General features: G+C 68.1%; 15 protein-coding genes. 11 read left to right on the top strand and 4 right to left on the bottom strand.

Features of this window, described 5'->3' with window-relative positions; genetic code table 11:
* Positions 1-96 precede the first annotated feature (96 nt).
* From AC3CF1_RS24765 to AC3CF1_RS24725, 9 genes are all read left to right on the top strand, one after another.
* Positions 97-3,231 carry a hypothetical protein gene (locus AC3CF1_RS24765; RefSeq protein ID WP_488451366.1) on the top strand — a complete coding sequence of 1,045 codons (3,135 nt, stop codon included), beginning with the start codon at positions 97-99 and terminating at the stop codon, positions 3,229-3,231.
* Positions 3,232-3,263: 32 nt separating this feature from the next.
* A complete protein-coding gene (locus tag AC3CF1_RS24760) occupies positions 3,264-8,732 on the top strand; it encodes a DEAD/DEAH box helicase (RefSeq protein ID WP_488451365.1) in 5,469 nt (1,822 codons plus the stop codon).
* An 89-nt stretch (positions 8,733-8,821) separates the two neighbouring features.
* Entirely contained in the window at positions 8,822-9,607 is a 786-nt protein-coding gene (locus tag AC3CF1_RS24755; RefSeq protein WP_488451364.1) for a hypothetical protein, read from the top strand.
* A 35-nt stretch (positions 9,608-9,642) separates the two neighbouring features.
* Entirely contained in the window at positions 9,643-10,932 is a 1,290-nt protein-coding gene (locus AC3CF1_RS24750; protein ID WP_488451363.1) for a hypothetical protein, read from the top strand.
* The gene (locus tag AC3CF1_RS24745; RefSeq protein ID WP_488451362.1) at positions 10,929-12,818 is read left to right on the top strand and encodes a DEAD/DEAH box helicase; all 1,890 of its coding nucleotides are present in this window, start codon (positions 10,929-10,931) and stop codon (positions 12,816-12,818) included. The genes AC3CF1_RS24750 and AC3CF1_RS24745 overlap by 4 nt, the downstream gene beginning before the upstream one ends.
* On the top strand, positions 12,808-13,710 hold the full coding sequence (locus tag AC3CF1_RS24740) for a protein NO VEIN domain-containing protein (RefSeq protein WP_488451361.1): 903 nt from the start codon (positions 12,808-12,810) through the stop codon (positions 13,708-13,710). Before AC3CF1_RS24745 ends, AC3CF1_RS24740 begins: the two co-directional genes overlap by 11 nt.
* A 323-nt stretch (positions 13,711-14,033) precedes the next feature.
* Entirely contained in the window at positions 14,034-14,735 is a 702-nt protein-coding gene (locus AC3CF1_RS24735; RefSeq protein WP_488451360.1) for a hypothetical protein, read from the top strand.
* Positions 14,713-15,051, top strand: coding sequence for an HNH endonuclease (locus tag AC3CF1_RS24730; protein WP_488451359.1), 339 nt, complete (start codon positions 14,713-14,715; stop codon positions 15,049-15,051). The genes AC3CF1_RS24735 and AC3CF1_RS24730 overlap by 23 nt, the downstream gene beginning before the upstream one ends.
* A gap of 29 nt (positions 15,052-15,080) precedes the next feature.
* On the top strand, positions 15,081-15,509 hold the full coding sequence (locus AC3CF1_RS24725) for a VOC family protein (protein ID WP_488451358.1): 429 nt from the start codon (positions 15,081-15,083) through the stop codon (positions 15,507-15,509).
* 35 nt (positions 15,510-15,544) lie between these two features.
* Here the strand turns inward: AC3CF1_RS24725 and AC3CF1_RS24720 are convergent, their stop codons facing one another.
* The gene (locus tag AC3CF1_RS24720; protein WP_488451357.1) at positions 15,545-16,777 is read right to left on the bottom strand and encodes a hypothetical protein; all 1,233 of its coding nucleotides are present in this window, start codon (positions 16,775-16,777) and stop codon (positions 15,545-15,547) included.
* 219 nt (positions 16,778-16,996) lie between these two features.
* Between AC3CF1_RS24720 and AC3CF1_RS24715 the strand changes: the two genes are divergently transcribed.
* Positions 16,997-19,360, top strand: a complete 2,364-nt coding sequence (locus AC3CF1_RS24715) for a fibronectin type III domain-containing protein (RefSeq protein WP_488451356.1) — start codon at positions 16,997-16,999, stop codon at positions 19,358-19,360.
* A 15-nt stretch (positions 19,361-19,375) separates the two neighbouring features.
* The gene (locus tag AC3CF1_RS24710) at positions 19,376-20,068 is read left to right on the top strand and encodes a hypothetical protein (protein ID WP_099850802.1); all 693 of its coding nucleotides are present in this window, start codon (positions 19,376-19,378) and stop codon (positions 20,066-20,068) included.
* 83 nt (positions 20,069-20,151) lie between these two features.
* Here the strand turns inward: AC3CF1_RS24710 and AC3CF1_RS24705 are convergent, their stop codons facing one another.
* The 3 genes from AC3CF1_RS24705 to AC3CF1_RS24695 all read right to left on the bottom strand — a co-directional run bounded on the left by AC3CF1_RS24705 (position 20,152) and on the right by AC3CF1_RS24695 (position 23,127).
* Positions 20,152-21,282: an epoxide hydrolase family protein gene (locus tag AC3CF1_RS24705; protein ID WP_488451355.1), complete on the bottom strand. Its 1,131-nt coding sequence runs from the start codon at positions 21,280-21,282 to the stop codon at positions 20,152-20,154.
* 129 nt (positions 21,283-21,411) lie between these two features.
* Entirely contained in the window at positions 21,412-21,939 is a 528-nt protein-coding gene (locus AC3CF1_RS24700) for a WapI family immunity protein (protein ID WP_488451354.1), read from the bottom strand.
* Positions 21,940-21,984: 45 nt separating this feature from the next.
* Positions 21,985-23,127, bottom strand: coding sequence for a hypothetical protein (locus AC3CF1_RS24695; RefSeq protein ID WP_488451353.1), 1,143 nt, complete (start codon positions 23,125-23,127; stop codon positions 21,985-21,987).
* Between the last annotated feature and the right edge of the window lie 37 nt (positions 23,128-23,164).

The raw sequence follows: 23,164 nt of genomic DNA, 5'->3' as shown, positions 1-23,164 counted from the left end.
GCAATATCGCTACCCTTCACCAGAACAGGTGCTCGCAAACCGCCACTGTTCAGAGCATGGCCTTTCCCTTACCCTTCGAGACTTGATTCCACCGACATGGAAGCGACAGCTGGTCAGCGTATGCAACGTAAGCCGGTAGATCGATGGAAGATCTACAGCGCCTTCAATCGATCCATCGCAGATGTGTTCTTCACGCAGGACATGGCAGGCCTCCCGGTCTACCTGGATTTCGACGAGGACACCCTCGCTCGCATCGGGCGTCGGCTGAAGCTGCCCAACGACAAGGTGTGGGACTACCTGACGCGCTCGGTCATCGGTGTGTTGTCGCTGCGTACGCGCCAGAGCGAAATCTTCGACGTGCCCCTGCAGCGCACCCGCGAATGGCTGCGCCAGTGGCAGCAGACCCCACGCGACGAGCGAATGGATCTGCCGGCCCCGCCTGTGTTGACCCTGCTCGCGGTCTTCAGCATGGCCGCGGAGCGCATGGGCAGCAACGCCACCATGGCGGCGAGCAACTACTTCGGCCCCCTCTCCCAGCTGTTGGGGCTGGAGGACCCTGTGCAGAAGGAGCGCCTGGCCACCCAGTACCGGCAGCACGTGGAGCTATTCTGGAACGTGCTCGGGCTGTGGTTAACCGGCTTGGACGGCATGCTCGGGCTGCCCTCCGCGGTGGCCCTGTCGCACCGCTACGTCGGGTTGTCGATTTCGCAGGCACTGGTCCGCGAACACGACCGCGGTAAGCTGCCCCGGTTCTTCGCCGCTTACGGCCTAGACCCCGGTCGGGAGGTCACGCCGCGCGAGATTGAGCCGTACCTAGACGACTGGATGAAGCGCACGCCGCCACCGATCAGCCGGAATCTAGCTACCCTCTGGGCCCGGCAGCCCGCCGCCCGCGAACGGATCGCGAGCGTCGTCGCGCTTGAGCTACAGAACTGGGACGGCAACGACCGGGACGCCGCCCCCCGATCGCAGACGGCCGGTGCACGCGCTGGCGAAGCCCGGCTGGTTGCGCTCATCCGCTCCAACCTGTTCGGCCGCAGGGTCGAGTTCAGCGTAGTGGCGAAGCTGCCCGGCCACGACGAGCCGCGGCGTCTGCAGATTGCCAGCGCGGTCGGTGACCAGCAACCGGTTCTCGACTTCATGCCCGGCGTCAACGGCTGGTACCGCCTGCACCGCCCAGCGGACCTGACCCAGACGTCCATCCTCGACGGTGTCCTGCGCCTGACCGACATCGACGGCGGAACGGCGGTCGTGCGCCGTCCGCGCCAGGTACTGCCGATGCGGAAAGACGAGGCGCTGGGGCAATTTCTCGAAGCCGAACGGCTGCAACTCGCCGGCGACGGCATCGTCTTCGCCTTCGACGGGCTGGCGGACGAAGTTGACGAGGTGCTCGCTAAGGTCGCCCGCCCCGGCTACCGGCGGGTCCCTGGAGGCCAGGATGGCGTGCCTCAGAATTGGACGTTGTTTGCCGACGTTCAGGTGCTGGGGGTACTTCCGCCAGAAGCCCGCGCCAAGCTGCGTGACGACCTCAACGTTCTGCAACCCTCGGTCTCATCCCAACTCGCCCTCGCCGAAGGCATGAAGCTGCCCGGACGGATGCGCAAGTACGCCGTCCGGGTGCCCCCGGAGCTCCGCGCCGTGGCTGTGGGCGCGGAGCACATCAAGCTAGAGATCATTCGCAAGGACACCGGGGCGCTCGACGCCCTCGACGATGCGACGCCGATCGCGCTCGACCAGGTGATCGCGGCCCGCGAGTCGGACGACGCAGCCCTGGTGTTCCCGCTCGCCGACGCCGACCTCGGCGAGGGCGACTACGAAGCCTTGCTCTTCGTCAACCGGTCAAAGGACGCCACTCAGCGGCTACCCTTCTTTCTACGCTCCGGCGACTACGTCGACCTAGCGCTATGGGCGCGGGCGACCCGGCTCGCCTACCTGCCTGGCGTCCATCACGGGCGGGGCGTGCTGAGCGCCGACGCGTACAACGAGGAGCCGGCGGGCGTGGTCGACGGCGTCATTGTCCTCGGTAAGGACACAGCGCCGCGCCGGCCGGCACCGCAGGTCGTCTGGTGGACGGAGCCACGTCCCCAGGCCGGCGCGGCTCTGCCCGCGACGACGTTGACCGCGCCCGACCCGAACTCCTGCCTGGTCACCCGGGCGCACCACTGGGACTTGCCGTACGCCGGGGACAAGGTGCTGGCCGTCGAGGGCACCTGCCGTCACTGCGGCTTGGTTAAGCGCTTCCTGAACACCCCGCTGGCGGCCGAGGCTAAGAAGAAGGCGCGCGACCAACTCGAATCTCGCTACCACGTGGATGTCCACCAGATCGCTCCGGTGCAGCCGAACAAACTGACCTGGGACATCGGCTTGGATGCGCTGATGCACGCGGGCGGCGGCGGATACTCGTCCTTCGAGCGAATCGCCTTGCAGATTGAGGGCTCACTGCTGTTTGCCCACATCTTTGCTCGTACGCTGGAATCCCTCGGCCACGTACAGATCCGACGCGATTCGCGAACCCTCGAGCCGCAAGACTGGGAGATCGCCCCGTCCGCGTTGGCCGAGCTCGTCGATGGCTCGTACCTGCTGGTCGGCTACTGGCCCGCCGGGCACGTCGCCGAGGTAGAGGATGCGATCGCTGGCACGCCGGGTCGCCTCAGCGTGCAGCCCGATCCGGAAGGCCCGAGCCGGCGGGTCCTACGTGGGCTAACCGTCGACCAGGCTCACGAGTTGGCCGCCCGGCTCGGGGGCGCGGTCGCGGTCCGACCTGCGGCGGCGGTCCTGGGCGCGACGCCCGGACTCAGCGAGGTGCTTGCCGCGCTGCCCCGGGTAAGCATGCCGGGGGCACGCGGCGTGCAGCAGTTCCACCTCGGTTCGGCAGCCTGGGTGACACAGTCCCGGCCAGACCAGCCCGGCGCGTACGCGCTGGAATCCTTCGGCAAGACCTACGTATTCCGCGACGCCGAGGACGTGGCCGCCGGCACCGCACGCATCGGTTCCGCCAACCTAGTCAAGCACCTCGCTGCCCTGCAGGCCGGTCGCCCGCTGCTCGCCTACCACGTGGACGAACGCGCCCTCGATGTGCCGCTCGGCGCCGAGCTTCCAGGGCTGTACGGCCGTGCTGCGGTGCTCTGTGCCGGCCGTCCACCCCGCGGACTCCCTCACCTGAGAGTGGTGCGCTACTACGGCGTTCCCGCCGAGATCGCCGAGATGCTGACCGCCCGCCTCACCAGCTGATCCACCGAACCGCATCGAGATGAGGGACCGTCATGTCGCAGAACGGCGCCGCCACGCCGAGGCCGCGTTTCCCGATGCCAACGCAGGTCTACCGGGAGCTGCAGGACGCGTACCTGCGATACTTCGACACGGCGTACTGGCTGCGCGACAAGCCGCTACGCGATGAGCGCCGGGAGCTTCTGGAGGCGCCAGGGCTGCTGTTCACCGACGTGCTGCTCGAACCAGTCGTTCCCTACGACGCCGAATATCCACTAGCGGAGGCGGCGCAGCAGGCCGGACTGGACCCGGTCGCCGCACGCATCGTTGGCGATTCGTTGTTCGGCGACTTCATCAAGCCGGGACAGCAAATGATGCTGCGCCGCCACCAGGCCGATGCGCTCATCCGGTCGTTGAGCAACGCCGAAGGCGAGCCCCGCAACGTAGTCGTCACCTCCGGCACCGGCTCAGGTAAGACCGAGTCCTTCCTGCTGCCCGTGCTTGCTCGGCTGGTTCAGGAGGCGCTCGCCTGGACCAAGCAGCCTGGTCCCGACCGCTGGTGGGAAGCCGCCGGCAGCACCCTTCATTGGCGGCCGCTGCGTGCACCGGAGACCCGGCCGGCGGCGCTACGCACCGTCGTTCTGTACCCCACCAACGCGCTGGTCGAGGACCAAGTTTCCCGGCTTCGCCGTGCGCTACGTCGGATTGCGGAGACCGGCGAGGTGCCGCCACTGTGGTTCGGCCGCTACACCGGAGCGACACCGGGATCCGGCGACTTGCCCGGCCCCAAGGACAAGGACAAGGTGCGCGAAGCCGCCGCCGAGATCAACAGCACTGCCCATGATTTCCTGCAGCTGGCTAAGGCCTACGAGGACCACCCGGACGGCCGCGTCGCGGAGCAGATGCTTGCGCAGTTCTCCGATCCTCGCCAGGCAGAGATGACGACCCGCTGGGACATGGTCGCGTCGCCGCCTGACCTGATGGTCACCAACTACTCGATGCTGAACGCGATGCTGATGCGCGACATCGAGCAACCGATGTTCACCGCCACTGCGAACTGGCTCGCCGCCGACCAGAACAACAGCTTCACAATCGTCATCGACGAGATGCACCTCTACCGGGGCACCCAGGGCAGCGAGGTCGCGATGGTGGTCCGCAACCTCCTGTCGCGGCTCGGCCTGGACGCGGATTCCCCGCAGCTGCGCTGCCTGGCCACCAGTGCTTCGCTCACCGACGACGACAAGGGCCGCGCCTACCTGGAGGAGTTCTTCGGCGTTGACCGGTCCAGCTTCTTTGTCACCGCCGGCACGCCCCGCACAATCGCCGAGCGCAAGCGTCTGTCGCGCGCCGCGTTCGAGGCTCACGCCAAGACGCTGCCCGCCGAGGATAGCGACCGTGCGGCCGCGCTCAGCGCCCTTGCCGCCGAGCACCGGCTCTCGGAAGCGGTCGCCGCCGCGTGTCGCGCCGACATCGGCGCGCCGATGCGCGCGACCCGGCTGCCAGACATTGAGCGGCGGCTCTTCGACGAGCCACCAGCCACCGCCGACGGCGTCACCAGCGAGGCGTTTGACCTCGTGCTGGAAGCCGGAGCGGAAGCTTGGAACGACCCGGCCACGATCCCGCTGCGCGCGCACATGTTCGTTCGCACGGCGAGCGGGCTGTGGGCCTGCGCTAACCGGGACTGCACCGAGGTGCGGGCGGAGCACGCGTATGCGGAGCGGAAGATTGGCCGGTTGTACAGCCGGCCGGCCACGACGTGCCCGTGCGGAGGGCGGGTACTCGAGATGCTGTATTGCTTTGACTGCGGCGAGGTCAGCCTGGGCGGATACGTCATCGACCGCGTCCCCGACAGCGTTCCGCCGATGCTCGCCCTCGGTTCACTGGCCGGCAAAATCCCCTCGGACCAGACCCGCCCGGTCAATCGCCGGGCGCACGGCGAGTACGTCTGGTATTGGCCCGAGCCGGACAAGATGGCCGAGGGTAAGCCCTGGAACCACAAGCTCGAGGGACCAGGCTCCAAGGGACGCCAAATCAGCTTCTCGTTCGCGCAGGCGCGGCTGGATCCGACATCTGGATTGATCGTCGAGGATTCTCAGGACCCGACCGGCTACGTCCTGCGCGTCAGTCCGACCGGAGAGACCAGGGCCAAGGCACCCGCGCTGCCGGAGAAATGCCCGCGTTGCGGTGCCCAGAACGTCAATAACGACCTACAAAAGTTCTGGCGCGGCATCGTTCGATCGCCGATTCGGGGACATCGCTCCGGGCAGTCGCAGTCAATTCAGCTTTACCTCGCCCAACTGTTCCGCAGCATGGGCACGACCGCCGCTGAGTCACGCACCATTTTGTTCACCGACAGCCGCGACGACGCCGCTCGGACCGCGGCCGGCGTCGCCAAAAACCACCACCGCGACCTCGTGCGCCAGCTCATCCGGCACGAGCTGGAGCAACCCGAGACCGACGCAGTTGACGCCGTACTAGGGCTGCTCAACGGAGCGCCGACGCCAGAGGGCCAGGCGGCGTTCGTCGTCATTCAAAGCGGACATCCCGAGCTGTTCCAGGCGCTGATGAAGAAGGCGGCCCTCGGCATTGCCCCGCCCGATACGGAAGCGCTGATCGCGGCGTACCGGGCGAGCAAAGTGGCGGCCCAGCTGCCGTGGTCAGTCGCGGCCGCCCGGCTTGAGAAGGCCATGGTGCAGCGGGGCATCCACCCCGCTGGCCCCAGCGCCTCGATGCAGAGGTGGCAGGGCGAGCCCTGGTACCGGGTGTACAACCCCCCGCAACCAGGCCTCTGGACGCCGCTGCACCCCGAGATCCAGATGAAAGGCTACGAGCGCTACCGCCGGGAGCTGGCCACGACGATGGCCGAGGCAGTGTTCGACCGCGCCGCCCGCGACCTGGAGTCCACCGGCCTGGTAGTGGTCGACCCGCGCAACCCGCGGCTGGATGACGCTGGCGTCGCCGAGGACATTGCGCTGCAGATCCTCCGCTCGGTGATCCGGATTCTCGGCATCCAAGGGCGATACGCCGGCAACAGGTACTTCTCGCCCGCGTTCGACATCCCGGCCTCGGTGAAGGCTTATCTGAGGGCGGTCGCCGAACAGCACGGGCTGGCTGGCTCGGGCGTACTGGAGACCTGGGTGAGTCGCGAGATCGGGGGACGGGTAGCCCCGGAATGGGGGCTGCGCGTAGACAGCGTGGAGGCACCGTTTTTGCTGACCAAGGCCGGCTCGGAGGTCTGGGTCTGCCGCCGGTGCAACTACCGGCACCTGCACGCCTCGGCCGGCGTTTGCGCCGCCCGAGGCTGCCACCACCCCGACCTGGACCGACGGGAGGCCGGCAAGCAGGAGCAGGACTACTACGCCTGGCTCGCAAAGCTCGAGCCGCGCCGGATGGCCGTCGCGGAGCTCACCGGCCAGACCAAGCCGCTTGCGGTTCAGCGGCAGCGCCAGCGCTGGTTCAAAGAGGCGCTGCTAAAGGAGCCGCTGGAGAATTACCTGACGACGCCGCTAGACGTGCTCAGCGTGACGACCACAATGGAGGTCGGCGTCGACATCGGCTCGCTGCGCTCGACAGTCATGGCTAACGTGCCGCCACAGCGGTTCAACTACCAGCAGCGCGTCGGCCGGGCCGGACGTCAAGGGCAGCCGTACTCCTATGCCCTAACCGTCGCCCGCTCCCGCACCCATGACGATTACTACTTCAACGCAACCGAGCGGATGACCGGGGATATCCCGCCGCAGCCGTTCCTCGACCTGGAACGGACCCGCATCGCCCGCCGCGTGGTGGCCGCCGAGCTACTACGACGAGCCTTCGCAGTATGCCTGCCCAAGCCGGCACGTACCCGTGAAAGCATCCACGGCATCTTTGGCGTCCGCGGCCAATGGGCCGACACCTATCGGCCACAAATCGAGCTGTGGCTCGACCAAGCGCCCGACGTACCCGAGGTGATCGCCGCGCTGACCGTGCGAACTGGCACGACGGCGCGGGAGCGAGCGGAACTGAAGCGCTGGGCTAGTCGCGACCTCGTCACCGACATCGACGCCGCCCTCGACAACCCGTTCTACCAACAGAACGAACTGAGCGAAGTGCTCGCCAACGCGGGCGTTTTGCCGATGTTCGGCTTCCCCACCCGCGTCCGGAACCTTTACAAGGACTACCCCAGGGACAAGCGCGATCTCAACGACCTGATTGTGTCCGACAGATCCCTGGACATGGCGGTAGCCAGCTTCGTGCCCGGCGCGGAGGTCGTTCGCGACGGCGAGATCCACACCGCCGTGGGCTTCGCCGCGTACGAGGTCAAGGGCCCGCGAGTGCTGCCCGTCGACCCGCTCGGCAATCCCATCGACATCACCAAGTGCCCGACCTGCGGCCGAACGTCGGTCGGGGTGGAAACCGGAGCGTGCCCCGCGTGCCAAGGCGAGCTCACCACATTCGTGATGTTCCAGCCGCTCGGATTCCGCACCGACTACCAGGCCCGCGACTACGACGTCGACGGCGAGACAGTAGCCGTCATGGGCTTCCCGGAACTGGGCGTTGCCTCGAATCCTAGCCAGTCCGGGAGGGTCGAGGGTCTACGCGTCGACGTGTACGAGCTGGCTGACATCCTGCGCGTCAACGACAACCTGGGCCGGCTGTTCGCGATGGAGGAAGCGGCCGGCCGCTCGGTTGTCGTCCGGGACAGCTCGCTGTACGGCAACGACGTCAAGCTGCCTAATACTCTGGGCCACCGCATCGACGCCGCGATCGGCGAGGTCCGCAAGACCGACGTGCTGGTCGTGACCGCCGACCATCTAGATATCCCGGGCGGCGTGGTGCCGACCGAGGCGACCGTGCTGCCCGCCGGCCTGCCGGCGATGTGGTCATTCGCCGAGGTGCTGCGCCGTGGCGTCCAGGCCGAGTTGGATATCGATCCGAACGAACTCTCGGCGGGCTTGCACTCTGCCCGGATCGGCGACGACCAGGTGCACCGGGTGTTCCTGGCCGACACGCTCGAGAACGGTGCCGGGTATGCAACCCTGCTCGGCGACCCTCAGTTCTTCGCCAAGGTGCTGGAGGGCACCCTCGACGACCTGGGCGCAATGTGGCGCGGCCGGCGCCACGCCGAGGAATGCACCGCGTCCTGCCCAGACTGCCTGCGCTCCTTCGACAACCAGCGCATCCATGCTGCCCTGGACTGGCGGCTGGCCCTCGACATGGCGGAGTTGGGTCTGGGCCGGCCGGTCAACTGGGAACGCTGGCTAAGCCGCAGCGAGTCGCTGGTCGCCGGCTTCATGAGTTCTTTCACCCCCGTGGGCATTCAGCACCACGAGATCGAGGGGATCTCTGTGCTTGCCCACTCTGGCAGCCGCAAGGCCGTCATTTTAGGGCACCCGCTGTGGCGTCCGGAGCCGGAACTGCGCACAGACCGTCACGAGCGCGTTGCGATATGGGTCAACCATGAGCTCGGTTACCGGATTGAACAGGGGGACCTGTTTGAACTGGATCGTAATCCGATGCGGATCGCGCAGCGGCTCCTAATGGACTGACCGGACTGAACACGAGGGAGAGGGCTGAAAACGGTGTTACCTGACGACGCTGCGCCATGTCGGCACGCGGGGCGCCCCTGCCGGAGGTCGTGTTCAAAGTCGACGACCTCATACAGAAGCTAGTCACGGAGACCGACATCCTTAGCCGGTACGGGTTAACTACCGAGGAGTACCGCGACGCCCTGCCGGCAGCGATCGAAGCGGCGCGCGGACGCATGAGCGCGAGCAACGCGGGCCGACGTCGATTCCTGCTCGACATCCTGGAGGCGCTGCAGCAGGCGGGTCTGGTGGACAGTGTCACCAAGCCTCAGTATGGCAACCACACTGTGTACCGGCTCGCGATCTCTGGGTTCGGCAGCGTAGCAATCATTCAGAAGGGCTGCCCGGATGGGACGCACAGCAGCACCCGCTGGTCAGTGCCAGATTGGGCGCGGGAGACGTACCTCTGGTGGCTGTGCGACAGCATGAAGGCCGAACCCGGCGAGCACGTCGCCAAGGGCGTCCAGCGCATGCGCAAGCGCTTCCTCGACCCAGCCGACCGGACGGTGGACGGCGTCATTTTCCACAACCACCTCTGTGGCACCCCCAAGCGCCTCTGTCCGAAACAGGACCGAGCCATCCGGATCGGCGGACAGCTGGTGCCACCGCCCTGCGTCTACGTCACACCCGACAGCGACGCCCAGGCGACCGACCTGAACTGGGACGGCGGGCAGCAGCGCGTCTTCCCCGGCATCCTGTTTAGCCTCTTCGGCATCGGCGAGCAGGCACTGCCTGCGTACGTCGGACACGTCGGATTCCAGCGGAAGAGCGGCGAAGTCCGCACCATCATTTCGGCTAGATTCGGCTTCGGCCGTTCCACCACGTACAGGAGATGATCCGCTTGCCCAACCTGATACTGGACCAGGACCGCGTGACCATGCTGCAGGCCCGCAAGCCCGTCCGGCACGTGCTGGTTCCGGCCTGGCCACGCGAGCAAAAGGAGCTCCCGCAGGTCGAGGTCGAGGTCACTTGGGTTCGCTTTTCCACGCTCAACCACCGCACTCAGGCCGAGCAGCGCCGCGAGATACACCTGGCCCGTCAGCCCGACCTGTTCACCGCCGACCCGCTGGGTCCGGCCGCCCAGAACGCGCAGTACCGCATCCTCATCGGCCAGGAGGGCTTTAAGGAACTCAAGGAGGACCTGAGGGACCGCGGCCAACAGGACCCCGCCATCATCACCGCCGAAGGCGTCCTCATTAACGGCAACCGGCGCACCGCCGCCCTGCGCTCGCTCTACCAGCAAGACGATTGGCTCAAGGCGCGCTACGTCCAGTGCTTGGTCCTGCCAGACGACGCTCAGCCCGGCGAGCTGGTCGACCTTGAGGCGGAGCTGCAGATCGCGCGCGACTTCAAACAGGAGTATTCCTGGATTAACGAGGCGTTCCTCATCGAGGAGCTCTACGACCGCGAGGGCAAGGACTTCGGACGCGTTGCCAAGCGCATGCACAGCGACGTCGCAAAGGTGCGGGACCTGCACGAGAAGCTCCAGCAGGTGCACCAGCTGGTCGACCTGGCAAAGGGAGCGCGCTTGCACGTCGACTTCACCGACAACGAATCGGCCTTCACCGAGCTCGCCCGGCACATCCGGAACAAGCCGCCGGCGGAGGCGGACAGCGTGCGGTCGGCGTACTTCCTCGGCACCTTGGCGAACGTCGAGTATCGCAAGCTGCGGCACCTGCAACGCGGCGACGCGGCCGAGCTCATCCAGCGGGAGATCGAGCGCGACCCGGCACTCAAGCCGGTGCTTCAAGCCGCCCAGTCCGTCCCAGGCCCTGGTCCCGACGGCGACCTGCTGGACGACCTGCTCGGCGAGGCCTCGCCCGCGCAACCACTGAACGAGCTGCTGGGCCTGGTCGCCGCCCGGAAGCCCGACGAGAGCCTACCGCTCGACGACGGCGACAAAGTCTCCGCCCGCCAGGTGCTCAGCTCGCTGCGCAGCGCGATCAGCGCCGTCGCCGACGAGGCCGCGGACGAGGCCGCGGACCAGTCGGCAGCAAAGGCACCGCTCGTCCAGGCCGATAAGGTAATCAACGGCTTGAAGCGGATCCGCAAGGATCTGCCGAAGGCCCGGGCCCAGGCCGAGTGGGACGAGCACGCCTTCGCCCTCAAGATCGTCGAGATTGAGGGGCTGCTGGGCGAGACCGCGGGCCGCCGGACGTGATCGTCGCCGAGCTCTACCAGCAAGGCCGCCCGCTCGTCGTCGTCACCCGCCAGGCTCCGGCCGTCGCCGGTGCCTGGGCCCGCCTGCAGGCCGCCATGTCTCGTGGCATCGTTGGCGGCTCTCCCGACCGCATAGACGTACGCGTCGACGTATTCCTCGCCGAGCTGCCGGCGCTGCGCGAGGTCCGGACGATCTTCCACGAACAGCTCCGGCTCGGCCCGGCGCTTCAGGAGCAGGTCCGCTCGCTGATTGGTGACCAGAAACGCCGCGAGCACGTCGCCGCAGGGGTCCGGCCTACGAGCTCCGAAGCGCTCGCGGCCGAGCTCGTCGCCGCCGGCTTCCGGCGCGAGTTACGTGATTTCCAGCTGGAGAACCTCGCGCTTATCCAGCAGCTGCCACATGGTGCCGACTTCTCAGTGCCAGGTGCCGGCAAGACCACGGTCGCGCTGGCCAATCACACCCTGGCCCGCGCCCGCGGGGAGGTTGAGCAGCTTCTCGTCATCGCGCCCCTCGCCGCGTTCGAGGCATGGCGGGAGGACGCCGCTGCCTGCTTTGAGCGCCCGCCGGCCATCACCGTCCACGCCGGTGCCGCGTCAATCTACAGCGACGTCGACGTGCTGCTCACCAACTACAACCGCGTTGCGTCCGATTACGACCGCATCCGAGAGTACGTTGGCCGTCGCCGCACCCACGTCATCCTCGACGAGGCGCACCGGGTCAAACGCGGCGCGCAGGGCGTGCACGGCCGCGCGGTGCTCGACCTCGCTTACGCCGCCCGGCGCCGCGACATCCTGACCGGCACCCCCGCGCCTCAGGGTGCCTTCGATCTGATCGCCCTGATGCGATTCCTCTACCCAGGACAGGACCAAAAGATCCTGCCGACCAGCGCCTACAACGAGCGCGCTGGCCGCGACGACGATGTGCTTAGCGAGACCAGCACGGCGATCCAGCGCTACTTCGTCCGGACACCCAAGTCTCGCCTCGGCCTGCCCGGCACTACCTTCGACGTGGTCACCCGAGCGATGAGCCCGATCCAGCAGGCCATTTACGACGCTCTGCTGGGCCGCTACCGCGGCGACTTTGAGTTGGACCGTCCGGCCCGCCGGCAGTTCGATCGGCTCGGCCGGGTCGTCATGTATCTGCTGGAGGCTGCGACCAACCCCATGCTGCTGGTCGCCGGCTCCGACGACGCCGACGAGCGCGGTTTCATGCACCCCCCGCTCGCCCTGGACGGCAGCGAGCCGCTCGCCGAGCTGCTGACCCGCTACCGCGACTACGAGACTCCATGGAAGTACGAGCACGTCAAGGCGATGGCCGAGCAGGCGCGCGACTGCGGCGAGAAAGTCATCGTCTGGTCCACCTTTGTGCGCAACATCCGGTCGCTCGCCACCTACCTGAACGGCTTCCGGCCGGCCATCGTGCATGGAGGAGTGCCGACACGGGACAGCGCGCCGACCGGAGCGACGACGCGCGAGGCCGAGCTGGATCGCTTCCGACACGACCCGGACTGTCACATTCTGCTCGCCAACCCAGCTGCTTGCGGCGAGGGCATCAGCTTGCACCATTGGTGCCACCACGCCATCTATCTCGACCGGACCTTCAACGCCGGCCACTTCCTACAAAGCCAAGACCGCATCCACCGGCTCGGGCTCGGGGACGAAGTGATGACACGCTTCACGCTGTTGCTTAGCGAGGAGAGCATCGACGAGACCGTCAACGCCCGGCTGCGCGAGAAAATCGTCGCGTTGTCCGCGCTGATGAACGATCGAGGTTTGGTGCGCGTCGCTCTTCCTGAGCCAGACGAAGGCACGCCCGAACAACCGGCGGTGTCGGACGATATGCAGGCTGTCGTGTCGCATATCAAGGCACGGCTCGATGCTGCCTAAACGCGGCACGGCGTACGCAGTACTGCTGCTCTGCTATGCCGTCCGGCTTGCGGCGCGTCACGACGTCGCCGACTGGGTCCGCGCCGCGCGCGCCCACGGCGCCTTCGTCGCGGCCGCCACCGACCTGACCACCCCCGCCGAGCACCTGCTGGCCGCCGGGCTCGCCGAGCAGGCCGAGGCCATCGTGTTGTCACCCCCACTGGCCGGGATTGCCCCCATCGCCGATGGCGCGACACTGCGCCACATCGCTCGGGTGCTGTTAACCGCCGACCCACCCGCCTGGCTACGCATCGCGGTGTCGCCCCAGGGGGTTGCCCGCCAGTACATTCCTACGGCCGATCTGCGCGCACTAGAATGGCTCGACCCTGAGCTGGATGACATGCTCGTCGACGTGTGCCGCGCGGTGAGCCGCCCCCGCGACACCGAAGTCCGGAAACGAATTGGCGACGCCGCCGAGGCGGTGGTACTGGCGGCACTGCGAGCCGACGGCCAGCATCCGACCCATGTCGCGTCAATCTCCGACGCGTTTGGCTACGACATCGAGCTAGCCGGCCCCCCTCGGCTCCGCATTGAGGTCAAGGGGTGCAGCGCGAACAACCGCGGCACCTTCCACCTAAGTCGCAACGAGTACGACAAGAGCCGGTTTCACGATGACGAATGGCTACTGACCCAGGTTGTCTTCGCAAACAGGGCCTTCGTCGCGCCTTGCCTCGAGCCAGCGCACATAGTCGGCATCTTCGAGCTCAGCGCCGGCGATATCGCGTCGGCCGTACCGCCAGACACGACGGAGTTTTCCTGGACAGATTCGGCGGTGCTCACTCTGCCGCCCGAAGCCTGGCGGCCCGCCCCGTATGCCGTCGCCGACGTCATCCTCCCGGGCCTATCTCGCTAGCCCGCCCGGATGCAGCCTGGTCCATTTCATTCGGCACCAACCTGCGTGTTCTTGTTCTCGATTGGAAACCAGCGACCGCACCTCAACGCGTGCCTCGATCGCACCTTACAACACACGCGCGTAACCGCAGGCTAGGCGCCTTCTTACGCTGCTCAGCCAACCAGGGGGTTAACGCGAACGTTATCCACGTATAGGCTGGCTGTTCTGGCATCCGACTTGGCCGCTGTCGACTGCCACCGCCAGAGGTAAGTAGCGAGAGGAGCTGGACTGATGGCTGCATGGCGGTGTCGACCTGGCCAGCACCCTGCTCAAGGCAGGCGTTAATGCTGTCCGAGCAGGATTACCTCAGTCTTACCATGGCTCAGGCCATGAGCCAATTTCAGGCCATTCTGACCAGGAAGCCACGGCCTGGGAGCAAGCAGGTCCCCTTCACGCCGGTGGAGACGTTGCTCTGCCTTGCGGCTAGCCTCGTCTTCGACCGCCGGAAGTATGGCGGCTCGACGAGCCATCTTGCTTCGGAACCGGTCCCCACCCTGGCCAGACTCTTCAAGCGGCCCAACGGCAGCTTGATCGCCAAAATGTCCAATCTGGATGGCGGCCTCGCTCACGGCGCCAAGCACGAGGTTCGCGTCGCCGCGCAGCTCCTTTCCTCGCCCGCCCAACTCGGCGCAAGCTACCGGCTGATCCTTGAAGCAGCACGCCGGGTGGGGATCGGGCCGAACCAGTTGCCCGACTTCCTCGAAATCGAGGGCGACGACGAGCTCATGCTCTTGGGTCAGGAGGAGCTGGCGCAGTCGGACCTGGAAGCGGCCGTCCACGACCAGGTCGCTAGGTGGGCACAGAAGCACCCTGACATCGCCGAGCCGGTGACGGAACGGCTTCTCACTGCCGCTGCCCGGGTCGGCCAACACCGATTCGCGCGTAGCGTATTGCAGAACAACGGCCACCATTGCACCTTCTGCGGCCTGAGTGTTCGAACTGACAGAGTTGAGTGCCCAGCGGATGCTGATAGCAAGCCACATTAAGCCCTGGCGGGTGAGCAGCGCGAGTGAGCGACTAGACCCACGAAACGGAATCGCGGCTTGCCCCACCCATGATGTCGCCTTCGATACAGGCCTACTGACCGTGGATAACCACCTCCGTATCCATGTCCATCCTGAAGTCCAGAAAGCCGCAGAGGTCGACTTAGCGATACGGTCATCCTTCGGGTGCCCGCCGCTGTCACAGCACCTGCTCCTTCCATCTAATTCCGTTCCACCGAGTAGGCACTACCTCGACTGGCACTACAGCCACGTATACCGGCAGATAGGGGACAGGATCGCGGTGCCTTCTGCGCCGTAGTTGTCGGCCCCGGACGTTAGGTTGAGGGCATGGAGCAGCGGATCAGCCTCGTCACCCTGGGAGTCACGGACGTAGCGCGCGCGAAGGCGTTCTACGAGCAGCTCGGTTGGCAGGGCCAGGAGGTCGAGGAGACAGTCTTCTTCCAGGCCGGCGGCCTGGCCCTCGTCCTCTGGGGCCGGGACAAGCTCGCCGACGACGCCGGCATCCACGATCCGGGCACGGGCGCGATGACCCTGGCCCAGAACGTCCGCTCCCGCGCGGAGGTCGACGAGCTGATCGCCACGGCGACCAAAGCCGGCGGCGAGGTGACCAAGCCGGCGCGGGAGACGTTCTACGGCGGCTACGCCGGCTATTTCGCCGACCCGGACGGTCACGTCTGGGAGATCGCCTGGAACCCAGGCTTCCACCTCGCCGAGGACGGCACCCTGACCGTCCCCGACTTCACCGGCATGGACTGAGCCAAAGAGGCCCACCAACGATTTAAGGGCACCCATCAACCCGCTGGTGAGGGTGCCGGAGACGGGCAGAGCAGCTGGTCCAGTAACGGGAGCTGCAACGGGTCCAGGCAGGCCATCAGCAGCGCGGCATCCGACGAAGGCGTCGCAGTCGGGGTCGGCGAGGCCGACGCGGTGGGCGGCGTCGGAGGGGCTGACGTGGGCGGGCCCGTGGTGGGGACCGGACCAGGCGTCGGCACCGTACTGGCCGACGGGGCCGGGGCGACGGACGGCGCCGGAGCCACAGCGGCCGACGTTTCCACAATAGTGGGAACAGCCGACGGCACCACAGGCCGAACAGGCACCACTGCGCGAGACGGGGCATCCGGCTGGCTCTGCGTGGCGGGGCCGACCGCTCCGAAGCTGACTTTGGGTGCCACCGGCCCGACGGGACGGACCGGGACCAGGATCGCCCCGGCCCTCGGAACGTCCATCGCGACGATCTGCGCCCGCTGCACAGGACTGGCCTGCTCTGACCCCAACGCGTGAGGACCCAGAGCGCCGGGACTTATCGTCGCGAACACCACGGTCGCGACGGCGGCGGCACCGAGCGCCCGGCGGTCCGGCCGTACCGCGCTGAGCGGAGCCTCGTCCGGTCCTACCAAGGGCAACGGTGTGGGCCGGGCACCCTGATGGGCGGACAGCAGTGCGTCGAGCTGCGCGATGACGACGGCACGATCGCCGGCAGCCGCAGCGACGGCGAGGGTGAGGTAGAAGCGGAAGTTCACCACGGCGTTGGCTGGAACGAGCAGCCCGGCGAGTCGACTGTGGTCGGGCAGCAGGGTGACCGGCACGTCGGGGTGGTGCGCGGGGCCGACCAGGTCGGCGTACCGCCACTCGCGTAGGCGCTCTCGGCCGGCGAAGGCCACTCGGCGGCTGGTCACGACGGCCATGCCGGTGTCGACGACCCGCAGGCCCGCCGGCAGCGCTTCGCCCGACACCTCGGCGAAGGCACAGGAGCCGCCCGGGGTGGGCAGCCCAGGGATGTGCCGGGCCTCGGCCTCGACGAGCTCGGCGACGGGGAGGACGCGGAAGACGAGTTCGTCGTCGTCGAGCTGCACGGGGAGGCCGGTGCGTGGCTGCGTACACCCGAGGAAGCTGGCGGCTTCGATGCGGAGCCGGGCCAGGTGGTCGTCGCGGCGCAGCCAGGCGTCGGTGGCGTCGCGGTACGCGCGCTGCCTGCGCTCGTTCTCACGCTCGGCCCAGGCGATCCGCCAGGGAGTGCAGGCCACAGAGGTCACGGTCACACGCGGTACAACCGCTCACGTACGTGACAGGCAACGCGGGCGAGATCGATGCATCCCGTTGCGCCCGAAAGGAGAGATTTGACGGACGCCCAGGCCGTGGCCGCGTCGGGGGCGTGCCCTCGGGCTCAATATTGGCTGGACTAAATATAGATGCAGGTGGAAGGCTTTACTCCGTCATTGATCAATTACGGGGAGCGGAGCCGCATGGCCGACCATCGACGTACTCGATATTTCAGCAAATCACTCCGCGCGACGGCACTCGCCGTCGCGCTTGTCCTGCCAGTCACCCTGATCAGCGCCCCGCCGGCCCAGGCGGCGGCGGTCACCCAGGCGGTGCCCGCGGAGCAGCTTCCGGCCTGCGCCGACCCGTCCGTACCGGAGGACGTCAACCACGCCTCCATCCGGCTTGAGGGACCGACAGCCGGGTCGGAGGTCGCGGTCGACGCCAACGGCAAGATCGCCATCAACGGCTACCTGCACAAGCAGGCCACGATGGTGGACGTCTCGATCGAGAAGACGACCTCGTCGAGCTTCACCTTCGGGCCGCCGCCGCCCGGCGTCACGAACTGGTCCGCGTCCTGGACCACCAGCATGCGCCCGCCGCACCTGGGCCCGGTCCAGGTCTGCTCCCGCGCCGAGCGTGAGCCCGGCCGGTACGCGAAGATTTTGCGCGGCATCACCGTGAAGGACCTGATCCCGCCGAGCAACGTCCCCAACCTGGCGGTCGGCACGATCACGGCGACCAGCGCCAGGGTGAGCTGGGGCGCGGCGACCGACAACTACGGCCTGGCCGGATACGAGGTCAAGGTCGACGGCGGTGCGGCGCAACGGACCACTGTCGGCACCCGCTCGTACTCGATCACGGGCCTGGCGCCGTCCAGCAACCACACCGTCTCCGTGGTCGCCATCGACCTGGCCGGCAACCGGTCTGCTACGCCCGCCACGACGTCCTTTACGACGGACGCGTTGCCGCCGCCGCCGGACGTCGACGCCGGTCTGACCCTGGATCCGGATGAGGGGGGCGCCATGGCCAGCTGGCACCCCGAGCCCGCCAACGAGGCGAGCTACCGCGTCTACCTGGACGGCCAGATCTACGACCAGTTCACGCTGGTGCAGCTCTGCGTGGACGGCAACGGCAACGCGGCCAACCCGTGCACGGCGGACAGCGTCATCAAGCTCCCCATCGAACCGCTTGAGGAGTACACCCCGTACGAGTTCCGGGTCGAGGCGCTGCGCGCCGACGGCACGGTGGCGCGGGAGCTCTCCGGTGACTTCACCACCATGGTCCACGTGGATGAGGTGTCGCCGGCGACCACGCAGACGACTGCCAGTGAAACGTCGCAGTGCGCTGGCGCCGGTGGCGACTTCTACATCGCGGCCAGCTCACGCTCCACGGTGCCGGTGCCCGCCGGCAGCACGGAGGTCTTCCTCGGCTGCTACCGGGCGGCGAACAGCAGCTGCCTCGACGCCTTCCTGCCGCCGTCGGGCGAGAAACTGCTCGACTGCGCGGACAACATCACCGACATGCTCTTCGCGGTGGCCCCGTCCGGCCGCGGCCCGGTGATCTCCTCGGTGGACGTCACGCAGGCCCGCCTGCTGGTGCCGGGCCCGGTGGCGCCGATTGCCTGGTGTGCGAGCGGAGCCTGCGCGACGCTGCTGGCTCCCATCGCGGAGACGGTCGAGGTCGTCGCGGCCGCTCAGGTCGCCGCCGCCGGCACCTCGTGGATCGTCGTCGGTGCCGCCGGCATCGGCATCGGTGTCGTGCTGGGCGTCCTGCTCGCCATCCTGTTCCCCGGCACGATCGGTGTGAACGGCATCATCGAATACCCGATCGAGCACGACGTCGACTTCGACACGTTCGACAACTGGGGCCTGGACGAGGGCGAGTGGTACAACAGCCTGAAGGTCTACGCCGAGGTCATCAAGACCACGAAGTTGGTGGCCGGTCAGCGCAATCTCCCCTTCGCGTGGGACTCCACGGAGGATTCGCGTCTCAAGCGGATCATCGACGCGGCGTGCACGGCCCAGCGCGGCACCCAGGGCAAGGCCGGGTGTGACGACAACGTCATCGTCTACGTCCCCGGTGCCAAGAACTACCAGGGCGACGACATGACCGAGACCGGCAAGCACATCGTGGCCGCCATGGGCGACGGCGGGTTCCCGCAGCCGGCGACCCGGGCGGTGTGGTTCTATCCCGCGCGCAGCGTGGGAGGGCAGGCGGCACGCGCCCAGGGCCACTCCCGCGGCTGGTTCAACACCCTGGCGTTCAAACCGAACGCGTGCGATGTGCGGGTGCCCGGGCAGACCTGCGACGAATTCCCGTTCTGGTCGACGACCCAGGCGGTCAACCTGACCGGCCAGGTCGCCAGCCTCAAGCTGGTGTCGACGGCGGAGTCGCTGCCGCAGGCCAGGGACATCAACTCGCTCTACGGCAAGTGCAAGGTGACGAACAACACCAAGTTCGTCGTGCTGCCGGTGAAGCCGTGGGTCGAGGCAGGCGGCCCGAGCTTCGCCTTCAAGGTCAGCGGGGGCGGGGCTAGCCTCTGCATGACCCCCAAGGCCCCGTAGCCGAGGAGCTTCCTGATGCTTGATGACATGCGCGTGCTGCGCGACGCGGTGCGGGAGTACCGCGTCGCGGCGAGGGCTGCCGGCCTCGACTGGCCCGACCAGGGCGAGTCGCCGGCCGGGCAGCCGCCGGACGTGGTCCACCGGATCTTCGGGGTGGATCACATCGCCGAGCAGCTGACGTGGTTGCAGTCGCAGCGCTGGCCCGACCGGCAGTTGCTGCCCAACGTCGGATGGCGGATGCCCTGGCCGGAGGGTGGGGACGCGCTGGACTACCTGGGGCTGTCGATCGGCACGCCGTTCCCGTGGCGGCAGCAGATGCCTCTGTTCCACTTCGATGCCGTCCTCTACACGTTCGTCCTCGCGGGCGAGCACGAGGGTGAGATCTGGCGCTACCCGGTCTCAGAGGACTCCTGGGAGTCGGTCCGTGCCGCCACCAGCCTGGCCACGCTCTTCGAGCAGTGGACCAGGGGAATAGCCGCCGGTGTGGTCGTCTACGACGAGCACAGCAAGTGGCTCCTGGTCGACGACGTGGCCCAGGCTCCCGGCCTCGACCCGCTGGCCTTCCCGGTGAGTCCCGTGGAGGAAACGCTGCTGCGGGCGCGGCAGCGCGAATGCGGGGTTGACATGGCTGTCGTCGAGGACGGCTTCGAGCACAGCGAGGAGTTGTTCGACGCCATCGGCGCCGTCAAGGCGTCGCTCGGCGGGTAGCCACGGGTGCAGGCGGCTGTTGCGGTGACTGCCGCAACAGCCGCCGGCCACCCCGGGCGCTGGTCAGCGAGCAAGCACCGCGACTACGCGCGCAGCGAGGTGAAGAACTCCCTCAACTCGACGGCGAGCAGATCCGGTTCCTCCAGCGGCATGAAGTGCCCGCCCCGGCCCGGCTCGCTCCAGTGCCGGATGTCGGTGCAGGCCCGCTCGGCGATCTCCCGGGGGAAGTTGGCCATCGAGGGTTCGGTGCTCACCGTGAACGCGGCCGGCACTGTGATGTCGGGTCGTGGCGTGTTGTGGTCGAAGTCGGCGTACTGCCGGAACGACGAGCCGATCGTGCCGGTGACCCAGTAGAGCGTGATGATGGTGAGCAGGGTGTCGGTGTCGATGCTGTTCGCCAGGTCCCCGTGGTTGTCGCTCCAGTCGCGGTACTTGTCGACGATCCAGGCTGCCAGCCCGGCGGGTGAGTCGGCGAGAGCCGCCGCGAGGGTGTCCGGGCGGGTGCCCATGATGGCGCTGTAGCCGCCGTCGGTCTCGTCGTATTCGGCTTCGGCGTCCAGGTACGCCTGCTCGGCCGCCGACAGCGGACGGGCGTCGAAGCTGGCCGGGAACGGTGGATGGATCATGTGGATGCCGGCCACCTGCTCCGGATGGAGGGCACCGAGCCAACCGGTGACCACTCCCCCGACGTCACCGCCGAAGGCGCCGTACCGCTCGTAGCCGAGCACGTCGGTCATCAGCTCGTGCAGCGTCCGGGCCAGCAACGCCCGGGTGACCGGCTCGTCCGGGACCTCCGAGAAACCGAAGCCGGGCAGCGAGGGCACCACCACGTCGAAACCGCCGCCGGCAGGGCTGGTCAGCCGGTCGACCAACGGCAGCATCTCCACGAAGCTGCTGGGCCAGCCGTGGCTGAGGATCAACGGCAACGACGCGGGCGTACCCGCCGGGCGCGCGGCCCGGACGTGCAGGAAGTGCAGCTTCCGGCCGCCGACGACGGCCAGGTGCTGGGGGTACGCGTTGAGCTCGGCCTCGCGGGCTCGCCAGTCGAATCCGTCGTGCCAGTAGGACACCAGGTCCCGCAGGTAGTCGGCATCGACGCCGCCCTGCCACGGCTGGTTGCCGCTGCGGTCGGTGAATCGGGTACGGGCCAGTCGGGCCCGCAGGTCGTCGAGGACCGCATCGGGCACGTCGATGCGGAAGGAAGAGACAGACATTGGTCCTCCGATAAGGAGGGCGCTCCCCGACGCGGAAAGTCAGCTGAGGGGGACGGCCGAGAGGAGCGCCCAGGAATGGCGATGGGTGGTCACCGGGCTCACCTCCTCTCGTGGCTGACGAAGATCACTCTAGCCGAGTGGGTCGGGGAGCCGGCCCCGGGCTGGAAACCGCGACGGGGTCCGTGGCGGGTACGCCTCGCAGTGTTCGGCCCAGTGCTGGGCGGCGGTGGCGAGGGCGTCGGCGGACACGGTGAGGACCAGCGGGTAGATCGCTGTGGACGGGCGGCGCATCCACGGTGGCAGCGACTCGGCGGAGAACTCCACGATCAGCTCCAGCCGGCGGCGGCGCAGCACCCGGCTGCGCAGGACCAGGTTGGGTTCGGTGAAGCGGACCAGCGCCGGCGGCGCGCTCAGCCCGAGGGCGGCGGTGGCCTGCCCGTGCAGCCAGCCGCCGAGGGCGCGGGCCTCCTCGACCATGAGGCTCGGGTAGTGGTGTGACCAGGTCTGACCGTCGGCAGTGCGGGCGTCCACCTCGATGAGCAGCCAGTCGTGCCAGCCGGGCGTGGGCCCCTCGGGGTCGTCGGGCGGGTCGATGCCGGGCTGGTAGCCGACGGGACGTATCCGCACCCGAGCGCCATCGTCAGACCGGATCTCCACTCGATCATTCTGGCCGACCGAAGCAGACTTTCGCCCCCAAATCGGTCACTTGGCGACGGTTCGCCGCACGCCACCGTGCTCCGCGCAGGCATTGGGCCGGCCGCCGGTCAGGCTGACCGAACCGTCCCGACACTGCACCAGGTAACCCCGGCCGGACCAGAACTGCGGAACGCAGTCGAACCAGTCGCACACCTCGGCGGCCGGCTTGCGGATCCGCGTCCCGCCGCAATAGTCGTACCCCAGCGGGTTTTCCGGCGCCCCACAGCGCGGGCCCTGAGACGCGCTCGGTGACGGCCGTGGTGACCTCGTCGGCTTCGACGGCGGGGTGACCCGCACCGGCGACGGGCGGATCAGCGCGGGCGCCACGCTGTGGGTGGGAGCCGGGGTGGCGGCGACGGCCTCCTCCGGGCTACCGGTCGGGTCGGACGGGTCCGACTCGATCAGCGCCGCCGGCACCAGCAGCGCGATGGCGGCGGCCACCGCGAGGGTCCGCCGACCACCCGGCACCCGCGCGGTGAACCGGGCCTGCGCGGGGGTGTTCACTGCCGGCCGGAACGGCTTGAGCTGGGCGTGCTCGGCGATCAGCTCGTCGAGCTGGCCGAGCACCGCGGCGCGTTGTTCGATCGCGTCGGCGAAGGCCAGCGTCAGCTTGAACCGGAAGTCCGGCGCAGCGTCGGTGGGCAGCAGCAACCCGGAGGTGAGCCGCCGGTCCAGCGCCTGGATCAGGGTGACCGGGGCCGCCGGGTCGTGGGCCAGCCCGGTGATCCGGCCGTACGCCCACTCGCGCCGGCCTCGCCCACCGAGCAGCACCAGCCGACGGCTGGTGATCACGGCCATGCCGGCGTCGGTGACGCGTACGCCGTCGGGGCGGCGTGGGCGCAGCGGCCCGGTCTGCGGGGCGACAGTCAGGTCGGGCGCGGGCAGCACTGTGGTGTGCCGCACCTCGACCAGTTGCGCCGCGGGCAGTGCCCAGAGCACCACCTCGTCGGCGGCCAACTCCAGCGGCAGTCCCGCACCGGCCGCCGCCGAGCCCTGGAAGTCGGCGGCCAGGACGCGCAGCCGCCGTAACTCGTCGTCGCGTCGCCGCCACGCCGCTTCGGCGCCGCGGTAGGTGCTGACCCGCCGCACGTTCTGCCGGTGCGCCCACCGGTACCGCCAGGTGGAACCCGTCGATTCAGTCTTTGCCACGCCGACTCCTTCGCCGCGCAGGCCACCAATCTGGGGT

This window comes from Micromonospora sp. MGP-C2 (assembly GCF_057766525.1).
The sequence above is the reverse complement of the archived record's forward strand: the minus strand, read 5'-3'. Positions and strand labels throughout refer to the sequence as shown.

Bases quoted from the DNA above. Each gene is read 5' to 3' on its own strand.
- AC3CF1_RS24710 (WP_099850802.1), top strand. From the start codon at position 19,376: ATGCTTGATGACATGCGCGTGCTGCGCGACGCGGTGCGGGAGTACCGC.
- AC3CF1_RS24715 (WP_488451356.1), top strand. From the start codon at position 16,997: ATGGCCGACCATCGACGTACTCGATATTTCAGCAAATCACTCCGCGCG.
- AC3CF1_RS24760 (WP_488451365.1), top strand. From the start codon at position 3,264: ATGTCGCAGAACGGCGCCGCCACGCCGAGGCCGCGTTTCCCGATGCCA.
- AC3CF1_RS24705 (WP_488451355.1), bottom strand. From the start codon at position 21,282: ATGTCTGTCTCTTCCTTCCGCATCGACGTGCCCGATGCGGTCCTCGAC.
- AC3CF1_RS24725 (WP_488451358.1), top strand. From the start codon at position 15,081: ATGGAGCAGCGGATCAGCCTCGTCACCCTGGGAGTCACGGACGTAGCG.
- AC3CF1_RS24735 (WP_488451360.1), top strand. From the start codon at position 14,034: ATGCTGTCCGAGCAGGATTACCTCAGTCTTACCATGGCTCAGGCCATG.
- AC3CF1_RS24730 (WP_488451359.1), top strand. From the start codon at position 14,713: ATGCTGATAGCAAGCCACATTAAGCCCTGGCGGGTGAGCAGCGCGAGT.
- AC3CF1_RS24765 (WP_488451366.1), top strand. From the start codon at position 97: ATGGAAGCGACAGCTGGTCAGCGTATGCAACGTAAGCCGGTAGATCGA.
- AC3CF1_RS24740 (WP_488451361.1), top strand. From the start codon at position 12,808: ATGCTGCCTAAACGCGGCACGGCGTACGCAGTACTGCTGCTCTGCTAT.